We start from the raw sequence: 13,679 nt of genomic DNA on the forward strand, positions 1-13,679 counted from the left end.
CCGATGAGCGAGCAGTCCGTTCAGGAGCCTGTGCCGGAGCGCGTGGAGGAGTCCGTTCAGGAGCCCGCGTCCGAAGCCGCCGCGCCCGAAGCCGTCGCGCCCGAAACCGTCGCGCCCGAAACCGTCGCGCCCGAAACCGCCGCCCCCTTCAAGAAGCCCCGCCGCCGGGGGCGCATCGCCGCCGTCGCCGGTTCCGTGCTCCTCGTCGCGGCCGTCGTCGGCGGTGCCGGCTACACCGTCGTGACCGTCCAGGACGCCGACCGGGACCCCGGCGCGCCCTCCTGGACCTTCCCGGTTCCCGCCCCCGACGACACGAAGACGGCGAAGGCCCCCTCGGGGCTCGCCGCGATGCTCGTGCCGTACGGCACCGAGGGCTGGAGCCGGGGCCCGGACATCGGCGAGTTCGGCTCCGACGCCTCGCTCAGCGGGCCCGAGGCCACCGCTCTGCGCAAGGAGGCGCTGCGCGACCTGCCGCGTTCGCAGCGGCGGGACCTGGAGAAGCGGATCGACGAGCAGCACACCAAGGGCATCGCGATGCGCAGCTACCTCAGCACCTCCAGCGGGATCAACTCCACGCTGTACGCCAACGGCGCCTTCACCATGAGCGTCGAGCTGGCCCAGATCGAGGACAAGGCGGCGGTGAAGGGCATGTCGACGTTCCAGAACGAGTTCCTCGACGCCCTCAAGATCTTCCGCAAGGGGCCGGAGATCAAGGGTCACAAGAACGCGAAGTGCTTCCTGCCGACCAAGGACAAGGACGAGAAGCTCGACATGATGGTCTGCTCCGCCTACCAGGGTGACGTGCTGGTCAGCGCGACCGCCTACGGGGCCAAGCCGTTGGACACCAAGGGTGTCGCGATGCTGCTGCGCGAGCAGCTCGACCGCATCGCCGAGCCGGGGGAGGCGGTATGACCGAGCGGACGAGCTCCGTGGAGGACGGGACCGCGGCGCCGGTCGAGGAGCGGCCAGCGGTCGCCGTGCCCGAGGTGCCGGCCGCGGTCGCCGTGCCCGAGGTGCCGGCCGCGGTCGCCGTGCCCGAGGCGCCGGCCGCGGTCGCCGTGCCCGAGGTGCCGGCCGCGGTCGCCGTGCCCGAGGTGCCGGCCGCGGTCGCCGACCCCGAGGTACCGTCCACGACCGTAGGGCCCGAGGTGCCGCCGGTCCCGGTGCGCAAGGACCGTCGGGTGCTGCGGGCCGTGCTGCGCTGGACCGCCGCCACGGTGGTCTTCGCGGTGGTCGGCACATCGGTCGCGTACGGCATCACCCGCATGGACCGCACCGACGTACCCGGTCTGGCGACGGAGTCGGACGGGCGCTGGGACTACCCGACGATCACCCGGCCGCCGCTGCCCTCCGGCAGCCCGCGCGCGCTCGCCGAGTCGAACAGGACCGGCACCCACTACGCCGACCTGCGGCGGCTCGTACTGCCCGCCCCGAAGGGCGCGCACATCGACCCGGCGCTGCGCGGGGCGGACGGCTGGCTGGCGACGAAGACGTTCCTGGCGGAGTACGCCACGCGGGACGACCGGGAGACGGTCGGGCAGCAGCTGACCGACAACGGTCTGCGGCACATCGCGGCGCGCGGCTGGACGACGCCGGACGGTACGCACACGCGGATCTACCTGTTGCAGTTCGACTCGGTCACCGTCGCGGACGAGGTGAACTCGCCTGGGCTGACCAGCTACAACATGCCGAACTACGCGGTGCGCGGCGCCGAGCGGATGATGGCCGACGACCGGTTCCCGGGCCGCGCCGCGGTCGACGACGTGACCCGTCACGCGTACGACGAGACCAAGCCGTACGGCGCTGAGCAGGTCCGCCAGGCGTACCTCTCGGCCGGGGACACCCTCGCCGTGATCGTGCAGTCCCGCAAGGGCACCGCGAAGGCCGTCCCGTTCCAGCAGGCGGTGGTCCTGCAGAGTCTACTGCTCGGCTGACCCAGGGGGAGTACCTCGCAGCGAGTCCCGAGCCCCACCCGACTAGAGTGGGGCTCGGCTCTTGTACCGCCCACCCCGCTCATCCGAGGAGCACCCCGTGGAGATCTTCTTCGAAACCCTGCTGGTCCTGGTCTGCGTCGGCGTGCTCGCCTTCGCCGGGCTGAGCGTGAAGAAGCTGTACCAGGGCCAGCGCTGACCCCCATCGAGGAACTGCCGAGCTCATGATCGAGATCCCGTCCGACCTGCACAAGGACCTGCTCCCTCTTGCCTTCCTGCTCGGCGACTGGGCCGGTGCGGGCGTTCACGACTTCCCCGGCTCCGAGAAGTGCAACTTCGGGCAGGAGGTCACCTTCACCCACGACGGGCGTGACTTCCTGGAGTACCACTCGCACACCTGGGTGCTCGACGCCGACGGGAACAAGGTCCGGCCGCTGGAGACCGAGTCCGGCTTCTGGCGCGTCGACTCCGACCGCAAGGTCGAGGTCGTTATGACCCGCGACGACGGCGTCGTCGAGATCTGGTACGGCGACCTGGCGGCCAAGACGCCGCAGATCGACCTGGTCACCGACGCCGTGGCACGGACGGCGGCCTCGGGTCCCCACACCGGCGGCAAGCGCCTCTACGGCTATGTGAAGAGCGACCTCATGTGGGTCGGCGAGAAGCAGACCCCCGAGGTCGAACTGCGCCCTTACATGTCCGCGCACCTGAAGAAGGTCGTCACCCCTGAGGACGTCGAACGCTGGGCCAAGGCCCTGCCGGACGACATGCCGGACGACGGGATCGCGTTCTTCAAGTAGTCGGAGAGCGGTCCGGCACGTAGTCGGAAAGTGATCCGGCACGTAGGTGAAAAGTGGTCCGGCCGGTTCGGCGGCTCTCCTCAGGTCGTCACATCCCGGAATGGTCCTAGACTTCCAGTGTGGTGAGCACCGACTGGAAGAGCGACCTGAGGCAGCGCGGCTACCGGCTGACGCCGCAGCGCCAGCTTGTCCTCGAAGCTGTGGACACCCTGGAGCACGCGACCCCCGACGACATCCTCATCGAGGTGAGGAAGACGGCGTCGGGGGTCAACATTTCCACCGTCTACCGAACCCTGGAGCTTCTGGAGGAGCTCGGTCTGGTCAGTCACGCGCACCTCGGGCACGGCGCGCCGACTTACCACCTGGCCGACCGGCACCATCACATCCACCTGGTCTGCCGGGACTGTACGAACGTCATCGAGGCGGATGTCTCGGTCGCCGCGGAGTTCACCGCGAAGCTGCGGGACACCTTCGGCTTCGAGACGGACATGAAGCACTTCGCGATCTTCGGCCGGTGCAAGGACTGCTCTCTCAAGAGTTCAACTACCAAGTCGTAGGCTAGGCGTATGAAGAGCCCTCTCCTGTCCCTGCCCGGCGCCGTCCCCGCCGAAGGCGTGGACGAACAGGTCGCGGCGCACTACGGCGACCTGTTCCGCGAGCAGCGCACCCTCGCCGACGGCACCGGCTTCGTGGACCTCTCGCACCGCGGTGTCGTCACCGTCACCGGGGAGGACCGGCTGAGCTGGTTGCACCTGCTGCTCACCCAGCACGTCACGGACCTCCCGGCGGGCCGCGCCACCGAGGCGCTGATCCTCTCCGCGCACGGCCACATCGAGCACGCGCTGTACCTCGTCGACGACGGCACCACGACCTGGGCCCACGTCGAACCCGGCACCCAGGACGCGCTGCTCGCGTACCTGGAGTCCATGAAGTTCTTCTACCGCGTCGAGACCGCCGACCGCACGGACGACTTCGCGGTCGTGCACCTGCCGGCCGGTTCGATCGCCGAGGTGCCCGAGGGCGTGGTCGTACGCGAGACGCCGCACGGGCGTGATCTCTTCCTGCCGCGTGCGGACCTGGAGTCGTACGCCGAGAAGGCCGGTCCGCCGGCCGGGCTGCTGGCCTACGAGGCGCTGCGCGTCGAGCACCACCGTCCGCGGCTCGGCTTCGAGACCGACCACCGCACCATCCCGCACGAGTTGGGCTGGATCGGCAGCGCGGTGCACCTGCAGAAGGGCTGCTACCGGGGCCAGGAGACCGTGGCCCGTGTACAGAACCTGGGCAAGCCCCCGCGTCGGCTGGTCTTTCTGCACCTGGACGGCAGCGAGGTCCATCTGCCGCCGCACGGCACCGAACTCCGCCTCGCGGACGACGGCCCCGACGGCCGGAAGATCGGCTTCATCACCACCTCCGTACGCCACCACGAGCTCGGCCCGATCGCGCTCGCCCTGGTGAAGCGGAACGTGCCGCTGGACGCGCGGCTGCTGGCGGACACGACGGCGGCGGCGCAGGAGGTCGTGGTCGAGCCGTAAAAGTCGGTTCGCCCCTGGAGCGAACCGGCGTGCTGGTAGCGTAAAACGCAGATGAAGCGTTGCGAGAGCCAAGCACGTGGAGTCTCTTTGCTGTTGCGTGACCTTGCAGCGGGTGAGCTGTCCGGGCTGGTTCCAACCCGGCTGGTGCTGATCGCGTAAGACTCGATCGTTCGCTGAGCGACCGAGCGGCGTGAGCCAGGAATCCCCTTCGTTTACGAGGGGAGGGTTCAAATCTCCAGGAGCACGGTGAACGGGCCGTCGTTCGTCAGCGAGACGCGCATCTGCGCGCCGAACCGGCCCGTCGCCACCGTGGCACCCAGCGCGCGGAGCTGGGCCACGACCTCGTCGACGAGGGGTTCGGCGACATCGCCGGGGGCGGCCGCGTTCCAGGTGGGGCGGCGACCCTTGCGGGCGTCGCCGTACAGGGTGAACTGGCTGATGACGAGCAGCGGCGCGTCGATGTCGGAGCACGACTTCTCGTCCGCCAGCATCCGGATGGACCAGAGTTTGCGGGCGAGCCCGGCCGCCTTCTCCTTGGTGTCGTCGTGCGTGACGCCCACGAGGACGCACAGCCCCTCGCCGTCGATCGCCCCGACCGTTTCCGGACCGTGTTCGCCGTTCACGACGACGCTCGCGCCGTCCACCCTCTGCACCACCGCACGCATGGGGACCATCATGCCGTGCGCGGAGTAGCCCACCCTCAGGGGGCCCAAGGCCTCCGCAGGTGATCCCCGGACCTCTATCGAGGGGTCCTTCGAGGGTTTCTTTTTGCTCCTTACCCCCCATCTGGGGCGTATCAGGGGCACTCGGTCACATAGCGGCCACTTGGGGTGGCACGATGCGTGTGTTGCGGTGCAACCGTGGGGTGGACCGCGCCGGTCGAGGGGACGGTAGAGGCACATGAGCACACCGAGTACCGGGCAGCAGCCGCCCGGGGCTGTGTCGTTGACCCGTACGAGTCCGCGGGCAGGAGGCGGTCGTACGGGGGTTCATCGTCCTCCCGTGCAGCGCACCGACAGCCCGCTGCACCCGGACCCGCCCGCACCCGATCTGACCCTGCTGCGGCTGCCCGAACTGCGGACACTGCGGCGCGACGCACAGCGCGACGAGGCCGACCTCAGCTATGTGCGGCGCCTGCTCCAGGGGCGGATCGACATCCTGCGGGCGGAGCTGGCGCGCCGCGGGGGACTGCGGGCGCCCTCCGCGACGTCGGGATCGCCGCTGGTCTCGGGCCTGGGGACGAGTCCGGGCCTGCGTCCGGCCGGGGGGAGGGGAGCGGGTGTCGGCGCGACGTCGGTCGTCGACCGGCTCGCCGAGATCCTGACGGACGCGCCGGCCCGGCACCGTTCCTCGGCCCGCCATGTGACAGTGGGCACACCGTACGGCGAGGAGTACCGGCGGCTGGCCTCGGACATGCTCGCCGAGGTGGAGCTGTCGGACCTGGAAGCACGTACGGACGACGAGCTCGGCGCGGGGATGGGGCGGCTCGTGCGCTACGAGCGGCAGGTCTCCCGGCGGCGCCAGCACCTGCAGCGCACCGCCGACGATTGCAGCGCCGAGATCGCCCGCAGGTACCGTGATGGGGAAGCACAAGTAGACGACCTGCTCATGTGACGCGGTGGCCCCGGCGATCCCGGGGCACGTGCGACGCTGCGGCGGCGCCGGCGGCCCGGGACATCCGGGGCCGGGCCCCATGGCTCCGCCCGGTTCCGCGGTCGCGGCGGCCGCGTCCGGGGTTGGCCCGGGCATGCGGTCGCGGGGCTCGGCCGGGGCCACGCCGACGGGGAACCTCCCGTACGGGGCCGCGGTTCGATCACCAGGCCGGTCCCCGTCATGGAAGGCCACCGCCGATGTCCGCCGCCGCCCCTGCCACCGCCGCAGACCCCTCCATACCCCCGGTTCTGGCCGAGGTCGTCCGTTCGGGATTCGTCGAGGGGCGTCATCGGGGCAGCCTGGTGCTGCTGGCCGCGGACGGGTCGGTCGAACTGGCGCTGGGCGAGGTGACCACGCCGGTCTTTCCGCGCTCGTCCAACAAGCCGATGCAGGCGGCGGGTGTGTTGCGGGCGGGGCTGGAGCTGGCCGGCGAACGGCTGGCTCTCGCCGCCGCCAGCCACTCCGGGGAGACCTTCCACCGCGATCTCGTCCAGAAGATGCTGGCCGAGCACGGGTTGAACGCCGGACAGTTGCAGTGCCCGCCGGATCTGCCGCTGGACCCGGCGGAGGCGGAGACGTATCTCGCCGGGGGCGCGGTCCGTGACCGGGTCACCATGAACTGCTCGGGCAAGCACGCGGCGATGCTCGCGGTGTGCGCGCTACGGGACTGGCCCCTGGACTCCTACCTGGACCCCGGCCATCCGCTCCAGCGGCTCATCCACACGGTGGTCGAGGAGGCGGCGGGGGAGTCGGTGGCGGCGGTCGGTACGGACGGGTGCGGTGCGCCGTTGATGGCGATCAGCCTCACGGGCCTCGCCCGTGCCTTCCGCTCCTTCGTCCTCGCCGTACCCGGTTCCGCCGAACGCCGTGTCGCCGACGCCATGCGCGCCCACCCCGAGTACGTCGCCGGTACGCGCCGGCCCGACACGTGGCTCATGCGGGAGATCCCGGGCGCGCTCTCCAAAATGGGTGCGGAGGGCGTCCAGGCGGTCGCCCTCCCCGACGGCCGGGCCCTCGCCTTCAAGATCGACGACGGCGCCACCCGAGCGCTCGGTCCCGTCCTCGCCCGCGCCCTGTCCCTCCTGGGCATGCGATCCCCGGTGATCTCGAGAATCGGTCACGCTCCACTGACGGGCGGAGGCGTTGAGGTGGGCGAGATCCGGGCCGTGTTCTAAGCGACCGCACGTCCCTCGCCCCCGCCGCCCCTACCCGTCCCATCCCTACCTGGGGGCTGCGCCCCAGACCCCCCTTCGGCCTGAACGGCCTCGTCCTCAAACGCCGGACGGGCTGAAGGATGCGCGCCAGCGCTCCTAAGGGGCGCGGGGAACTGCGCGCCCAGCCCCCCGCCGCTCGCAGCCGAAGAACGCACCCCGGGGGTCCGGGGGCGGAGCCCCCGGGGATGGGACGGGTAGGGGCGGCGGGGGCGAAAAAGGTGCGACAGGGGAGTAGTCGTCGCCCTAGCGTGAGCCCATGAGCCGTCGCGAGGAAATCGACATACGAACGATCACGGAGACCGAGATCCCGGACTGGATCCGCGCGCTGAACACGGGGTTCCTCCGCTCCCCGGCCGCGTCGGAACAGGAGATCACCAACCGCGGTGCGAACATCCTGCCGCACCGAACCCTCGGCGCATTCGACACCGACCTCGCCCACTCCCGACTTCGCTCGAGCGGGGGGACCCCCATCGTCGCCACCTTCCGATCGTTCCCGCAGTGGCTCACCACCGTCGGCGGCACCCCCGTCCCCGCCGATGCCATCACCAACGTCAGCGTCACCGCCACCCACCGCCGTCGAGGCATCCTCACCCGCATGATGGCCACCGACCTCACGGCCGCGAAGGACCGCGGTGACGTGGTCGCCACCCTCATCGCCGCGGAGTACGCGATCTACGGGCGGTACGGCTTCGGCCAGGCCACCACCGCCACCGAGTGGACCATCGACGTCTCCAGGTCGGGCCTGGACCCCCGCTGGTCGGGCCCGCCCGACGGCGCACGTATCGACCTGGTGGACGGCGACGACGTACGCAAGCTCGGCCCGGAGCTGCACGAGCGGCTCAGGCGCACCCAGCCGGGCGCGGTCAGCCGCGACGAGCGCTGGTGGCAGATCAACACCGGCGTACTGAGCCTGAGCGGCGACTCCTGGAAGGAGCCCTTCTACGCCGTGTACCGCGCGGCGAACGGTCAGGTCGAGGGCCTGGTCTCCTACGAGTCGGACGACAACTGGGGCGACGCCAAGCAACCGCTGAACACGGCGGAAGTGAACTGGCTGATCACGGTGACCCCGACGGCCGAACGCGCCCTGTGGCAGTACCTCTGCTCGATCGACTGGATCGCCCACGTCAAGACCGGCTGGCGCGCCCCGGACGACCTGCTGCCGGGCTTCCTCCCCGATCCGCGCGCCGCCCGTATCACCACCCAGGCGGACTGGCTGTGGGTACGGATCCTGGACGTCGTACGGGCTCTGGAGGCGCGGACGTACGCGGGGTCCGGGACCCTGGTCCTGGACGTCACCGACGGGGACGGACTGTCCGCCGGGCGCTACCGCCTGGAGGCCGGACCCGACGGGGCGACCTGTGCACAGACCACGACGACCGCCGATCTCACCCTGGACGTGGGTGAGTTGGCGGCCCTGTGGCTGGGCGACGAGTCGGCGGTGCGGCTGGCCGCGCTCGGGCGGGTGCGGGAAGAACGAGAGGGCGCCGCCATCGTCGCCGACGCCCTGCTCCGTACGTCCAGGCGACCGTGGTGCCCGGACCTCTTCTGATTCCGATCGATTCCGATTCCGATTCTGATTCTGGATGGTGTGGTCTGTACGGGTGGTGTGGTGGTGCTCGGTGTACTGCGGGCGCTCCCTCCGGTCGCGTCGGATAGTGGTGGTGTACTGCATCCGTAGCCGTGCGGTGGTGCGGTGACACGGACTGACCGAGCTCCCGGCTCCCCTCCGGAGGGGAGCCCGGTCAGCCGGACTGCCGGACGGTGGCGTCCGATCAGCCGGACTGGGCGAGCAGCATCACGAGCAGGACGGCTCCGATGCCGCTGATGGTGGTGTTCTTGGCCTTGAGGCCGACGGACAGCGCGACGAACGCGATGATGCCCAGCGGCCCGTACTTCCACTGGATGAGTTGCTCGAATCCGAGGGCGAGGGCGGCGACGGCGAGGGCGATGAGCGGCATGACGTTCCCTCCTTGGGGTCCTGGGGAGGACGACTCTGGCGGCCAACCCTCCGGAAGTGTGACCATGTTGTGTAAGTTGGCAACCAACTCACTGGTAGTTATCTCCGCGTTGGGACGACTCATAACCACCTATCCGGCAACTGCCCAAAGATGGCGCGAAGTTGTAGTGTTTGGCCGTGGAACCGGAACACGCCTCCGTCAATGGGCGGAACAGGTCACCACGGCCACAGAGGTCACACCGCGAGGTGGCCGACGAGCTGCGCAGCCGGATCAGGTCCGGCCAGCTGCGGCCGGGCGAGCGCATGCCCACACAGGCCAAGCTGGCCGACGAGTTCGGCGTCGAACGCGGGGCGGTCCGGCAGGCGCTGCGCATCCTGCAGTCGGAACGTCTGCTCGTCAATGTGTCCAAGGGAAGCCCGGCGACCGTCGCCGACACCCTGGAACGGGGCCTGACCGGCCCGGAAGCCCCGCCGCAGCCCACCACGGTGGCGCTCGGCGGCCGGATCACGGCCGCCTTCGAAGCCCCGCACGTGCAGATCGACGCGTTGTGCCTGACATCGATATCGCTCACGCTTGCCATGGGCGAACCCCTCCGGCAAATTCACGCAGGCCGAATAAAACCGGCCAGGGTGGACGTCCGTGTGCTGCTTCCCAGCAGTGACATCGACCTCGCCTTTCCCGCGCCCGTGGACGCGTCGGCGGCGGGCCGGCTCCAGCGCAACTGGCTGACCAACCGCAACGCCCAGGGCCAGGTGCTGCGCCACAACCTGCTCGCCCTGCGTGCCACGCACGGCATCGACGTCAACGTCACCTTCCGTGCGCTCCCCTTCACCCCGCCGGTGAAGTTGTACCTGCTCAACGGGGTCGAGGCGCTCTTCGCGTACTACACGCTGACCAAGCGCGAGGAGGAAGTGGACCACGAGTACCTGGAGATGTACGACGTCCAGGGCACCCAGTCCATGCTGTTCCCCTTCGCGCACGGGGCCGGGCTGCGGGACACCACGTTCGTGGAGCAGTCCCACCTCTGGTTCGACGCGCTGTGGGAGACCATCAGCTCCAAGCTGCTGCTCTCGAGCTGACCGACTCTCCCCTGCACGTCACAGGGCAGGACCCGCGACCATCAGGGCGAGGACGACCGCGCCGATGGAGCTGCAGGTGGGGCTCTTCGCCTTGATGCCGATGGTGAGGAGCAGCAGGCCGACGACGCCTGTCGTGCCGTACTGCCACTGCACGAACTGGTCGAAGCCGACGACGAAGAGGGCGGAGAGAAGGGCGATGGCGGGCATGGGCGGTTCTCCTGCTTCTACTGTGGCGTGGTGGTTCCTCTGGGGTGTGCGAGGGCGAGCCCGGGTGAGTCGGCGACGGGACTCGGGTGGGGGAGGCAAAACTTCCGCCAACTTGGCCAAGTTGGTCGCCAACTCTGATTAAGTTGTCCCCACTTGGCTAGTAGTCATAAACAACTTTCAAACAACTCCCCGTAGATGGATGCGAGTTGTAGCGTTTGGTCGTGACCCAGGAGAACGTTGCAGTGAACGGCAGCAGAAGGCTCTCGCCCCAGGAGATCGCCGACGCCCTGCGGGACCGGATCCGCGCTGGAGACCTCAAGGCGGGCGACCGCCTGCCGACTCAGGCGGAGTTGGCAGAGGAGTTCGGTGTCGAGCGAGGAACCGTCCGCCAGGCCCTGCGCGCGCTCCAGGACGACGGACTGCTCAGCAACGTCAGCAAGGGCAGCCCACCACGGATCGCGGAGCCGGCCCCGACCCGGGACGAGCCGCAGACGACGATGGTCGGACTGGCCCCCCGGCTGGCGGACGCGTTCTCCGCGCCGCACGTCCGGGTCGACGCGGCCTGCCTGACCGCCGAGACCCTGATGCTCGCGCTCGGTGAACCCGTCCGCCAGATCCACGAGGGCCGCATCCGCCCGGAGTCGATCGACGTCCGCATCCTGCTCCCGTCCCGGGACATCAACCTCGCCTTCCCGGTCCCCGTCGACGGCCGCGGTGACGACGACCCGGTCCATGAGCGCTGGCTCGCCCAGCGCAACGCCCAGGTCCACGTCCTCCAGCACAACCTGCGCGCCCTGCGTTCCTCGCACGGCATCGACGTACGGGTGGCCTTCCGGGCCCTGCCCTTCACCCCGCCCGTGAAGCTGTACCTGCTCAACGGTGTCGAGGCCTTAATCGCCTACTACATGGTTCAGCGGCGTGAGGAGGAGGTGGGCAACGGCACGTTGGACATGTACGACGCTCTCGGATCCGAGTCCCTCCTCTTCTCCTTCGACAGACGGACCGGTCAGCGGGACGCCGCGTTCGTGGATCAATCCCAGAAGTGGTTCGACGCCCTCTGGGAAACCATCACCACGGACCTGACACTCTCCTAGTGACTTCTGATACGGCGCAGACTGAACTGGTGGCAGCAGAGACCGAGAACTTGCGGGAAGTGATCGAACGCGCTCGCTTCGTGCTCTTCGACTTCGACGGGCCGATCTGTCGGCTGTTCGCGGGGCATTCCGCGGAGGACGTGGCGAAGGACCTGGTGGAGTGGCTGGAGCGGCAGGGGCTGCGAGGGCTGCTGACCGAGGAGGAGCAGGTCCATCCGGACCCGATGGTCGTCCTGTACGCCGTCCACCGGCGCCATCCGCACAGCGACCTGGTGACCGAGTTGGAGGAACGGCTCACCCAGCAGGAGCTCAAGGCGGTGCCGTCCGCCTGGCCCACCGCGTACGCGGATCCGCTGATCCGGACCTGGAGCGCCGTGGGCGCGCGACTGGCGATCGCGACCAACAACTCCGCGCGCACCGCAGCCGGCTACCTGGCCGGCCGCGACCTCATCGGCTGCTTCGCCCCCAACGTCTACGGCCGCACCGAGAACCTGCACCAGCTCAAGCCGGACCCGCACTGCCTCAACCGGGCCCTGAACGCCCTGGGCGCCGCCCCCTCGACCGCCCTGATGATCGGCGACGCTCCTTCGGACTACGAAGCCGCCCGGCAGGCCGGCGTTCCGTTCCTCGGTTACGCGCGTAACGGCTACAAGGAAAAGCTGCTGCGGGAGGCGGGAGCCGAGGTTGTGGTGGGGTCGCTCGAGCCGGTTCTGCGGGTGCTTCGGGGGTAGCGCCGAGGTTCGTGGCGCCGTCCTGGTCGTACGGGTCGTCTTGGTCGTCTTGGTCGTACGGGTCGCCCTTGTGATCCTTGCTGTCCGTAACTCGGCGTTCGCCTGGACCGGTTGGTAGATGATCATGATTCTCACCCGTCCACTTCCGTGAATCGATCAACTTGCTGTCCAATTGGACTGGTTGACTTGAGGTAGGTATCCCCTGCCTGGTTGATCCCTTAACGGCCAGTCAACTTCCAGTCCTGTCAATTTCGGAATCCGCCGCCAATCCGACGGGAAACGGTTTGCCGGTGGACCGGGCGAGGTACGGTCGCGATGTGAGCGAGGAACGCGGTGACGGAGGTGGTACCGAGTTCGCGCGTGTCCTGGAACAGTTGCGCTCCCGTATCGCCGACGGCACCTATGCACCGGACTCCCATCTGCCGCCGCAGCGTGAACTGGCGGAGGAGTTCGAGGTCTCCCGCGACACCGTGCAGCGTGTGATACGGGAGCTGAACAGCGAGGGTTGGGTCAAGTCCCGTCAGGGCAGCGGAACACGGGTCGTCACCCCGATCCATCTGAGGGCGCCGAAGAAGGAGGAGCCCCGGGTGCGCGCGGCGCTGGGCACCTTCATCGCCCGGGCCTTCGCTCAAAAGGTCGTGAAGCTGGACGTGTTCACCCTGACTTCTGAGTCCCTGAACGCCCACATCCGGTTGCAGGCCGAGCGCATCCGCCTCGGCGAGGTGCAGCCCGAGCGCATCGAGCTGCGCATGCTGCTGCCCTCGAGGTCGCTCGAGCTTCCGTATCCCCGCGCGAAGCAGCCGGACGAGGACGTCGGGCGGGAGCAGGGGCAGGAGCCGCAACCGGGGCATGAGCAGGAGCGGAAGCCGGACCCGGAGCAGCATCCAGGACAATTGGACCAGTTGCAGGAGCAGCTCCGGGAGCGGTTCCGCTCCATCACCGGCCGGCACACGATTTCGTTGCGCACGGCTCTGCGTGACCTGAAGACCGAGGGCCTGGTGCCCGAGGTGCGGGTGGACATCCGGTACGTACCGCTGGCCCCGCCGTTCAAGCTCTATCTGCGGCCGGGTGTCGAGGCGCTGTTCGGGCCCTACGAGGTCCTGGAGCGCACCATCCTCCTGGACGACGAGACGGAGGTCGATGCCATTGACGTGCTCGGCCTCGGATCCACGCTGACGCGGCACGTCAATGACGAGGGCGACCCGGACTCCACGGGCTCGGTGTTCATGGAGAGCATGCAGGCCTGGTTCGACTCGTGCTGGAACCTCCTCGCCGAGAAGTCCTGACGCCCACGAGTGGTATCTCTCTCAGGTGACCACCGATTGCCCCGGTCCGCACGGCGGCCTTCGTGTGCGGGCACTAAGGTGTGCTCACCTCTCTAGCGGCGCATGAGCATCAGCTGCGACGCACAGTTATTCAGGAGTGACCCGTGGGCGGTCCGCTAAATCTCGGTAAGCCCGCTCTGCCAAGGGCGGACGAC

At 69.2% G+C, this 13,679-nt stretch carries 15 protein-coding genes; 12 read left to right on the forward strand and 3 right to left on the reverse strand.

Annotation, left to right across the window (positions count from 1 at the left end):
- The first annotated feature begins 3 nt into the window (after window positions 1–3).
- The 5 genes from OG819_RS15120 (at window position 4) to OG819_RS15140 (ending at window position 4,263) form a co-directional block, all read left to right on the forward strand.
- Window positions 4–912 (forward strand): hypothetical protein, encoded by a 909-nt coding sequence (locus tag OG819_RS15120; RefSeq protein WP_266649842.1) that lies wholly within the window; start codon window positions 4–6, stop codon window positions 910–912.
- A complete protein-coding gene (locus OG819_RS15125) occupies window positions 909–1,934 on the forward strand; it encodes a hypothetical protein (RefSeq protein WP_266649844.1) in 1,026 nt (341 codons plus the stop codon). The genes OG819_RS15120 and OG819_RS15125 overlap by 4 nt, the downstream gene beginning before the upstream one ends.
- A 221-nt stretch (window positions 1,935–2,155) precedes the next feature.
- On the forward strand, window positions 2,156–2,731 hold the full coding sequence (locus OG819_RS15130) for an FABP family protein (RefSeq protein ID WP_266625953.1): 576 nt from the start codon (window positions 2,156–2,158) through the stop codon (window positions 2,729–2,731).
- Between the two features lie 119 nt (window positions 2,732–2,850).
- Window positions 2,851–3,288: a Fur family transcriptional regulator gene (locus OG819_RS15135; RefSeq protein ID WP_099921901.1), complete on the forward strand. Its 438-nt coding sequence runs from the start codon at window positions 2,851–2,853 to the stop codon at window positions 3,286–3,288.
- Between the two features lie 9 nt (window positions 3,289–3,297).
- Window positions 3,298–4,263, forward strand: a complete 966-nt coding sequence (locus OG819_RS15140) for a folate-binding protein YgfZ (protein ID WP_266625951.1) — start codon at window positions 3,298–3,300, stop codon at window positions 4,261–4,263.
- 227 nt (window positions 4,264–4,490) lie between these two features.
- Here the strand turns inward: OG819_RS15140 and dtd are convergent, their stop codons facing one another.
- Window positions 4,491–4,928, reverse strand: coding sequence for a D-aminoacyl-tRNA deacylase (dtd, locus tag OG819_RS15145; protein ID WP_266625949.1), 438 nt, complete (start codon window positions 4,926–4,928; stop codon window positions 4,491–4,493).
- 235 nt (window positions 4,929–5,163) lie between these two features.
- Between dtd and OG819_RS15150 the strand changes: the two genes are divergently transcribed.
- From OG819_RS15150 to OG819_RS15160, 3 genes are all read left to right on the forward strand, one after another.
- Window positions 5,164–5,877: an AmfC protein gene (locus tag OG819_RS15150; RefSeq protein WP_266625947.1), complete on the forward strand. Its 714-nt coding sequence runs from the start codon at window positions 5,164–5,166 to the stop codon at window positions 5,875–5,877.
- A 236-nt stretch (window positions 5,878–6,113) separates the two neighbouring features.
- Window positions 6,114–7,091 (forward strand): asparaginase, encoded by a 978-nt coding sequence (locus tag OG819_RS15155; protein ID WP_266433172.1) that lies wholly within the window; start codon window positions 6,114–6,116, stop codon window positions 7,089–7,091.
- A gap of 295 nt (window positions 7,092–7,386) precedes the next feature.
- Entirely contained in the window at window positions 7,387–8,679 is a 1,293-nt protein-coding gene (locus OG819_RS15160) for a GNAT family N-acetyltransferase (protein WP_266649846.1), read from the forward strand.
- Between the two features lie 223 nt (window positions 8,680–8,902).
- Here OG819_RS15160 and OG819_RS15165 read toward each other — a convergent pair whose 3' ends face one another.
- Window positions 8,903–9,088, reverse strand: coding sequence for a hypothetical protein (locus OG819_RS15165; RefSeq protein ID WP_266433176.1), 186 nt, complete (start codon window positions 9,086–9,088; stop codon window positions 8,903–8,905).
- Window positions 9,089–9,258: 170 nt separating this feature from the next.
- Here OG819_RS15165 and OG819_RS15170 point away from each other — a divergent pair, with 170 nt between their 5' ends.
- Window positions 9,259–10,167 (forward strand): GntR family transcriptional regulator, encoded by a 909-nt coding sequence (locus OG819_RS15170; RefSeq protein WP_266649849.1) that lies wholly within the window; start codon window positions 9,259–9,261, stop codon window positions 10,165–10,167.
- Between the two features lie 18 nt (window positions 10,168–10,185).
- Here the strand turns inward: OG819_RS15170 and OG819_RS15175 are convergent, their stop codons facing one another.
- A complete protein-coding gene (locus tag OG819_RS15175; protein WP_266433181.1) occupies window positions 10,186–10,374 on the reverse strand; it encodes a hypothetical protein in 189 nt (62 codons plus the stop codon).
- A gap of 215 nt (window positions 10,375–10,589) precedes the next feature.
- Between OG819_RS15175 and OG819_RS15180 the strand changes: the two genes are divergently transcribed.
- From OG819_RS15180 to OG819_RS15190, 3 genes are all read left to right on the forward strand, one after another.
- Window positions 10,590–11,468, forward strand: coding sequence for a GntR family transcriptional regulator (locus OG819_RS15180; protein WP_266649851.1), 879 nt, complete (start codon window positions 10,590–10,592; stop codon window positions 11,466–11,468).
- A complete protein-coding gene (locus OG819_RS15185) occupies window positions 11,417–12,199 on the forward strand; it encodes an HAD family hydrolase (protein WP_266433186.1) in 783 nt (260 codons plus the stop codon). Before OG819_RS15180 ends, OG819_RS15185 begins: the two co-directional genes overlap by 52 nt.
- A gap of 317 nt (window positions 12,200–12,516) precedes the next feature.
- Entirely contained in the window at window positions 12,517–13,485 is a 969-nt protein-coding gene (locus OG819_RS15190; protein ID WP_266649853.1) for a GntR family transcriptional regulator, read from the forward strand.
- The last annotated feature ends 194 nt before the right edge of the window (window positions 13,486–13,679 follow it).

Source organism: Streptomyces sp. NBC_01549, from assembly GCF_026339955.1.
Taxonomy (GTDB): Bacteria; Actinomycetota; Actinomycetes; order Streptomycetales; family Streptomycetaceae; genus Streptomyces.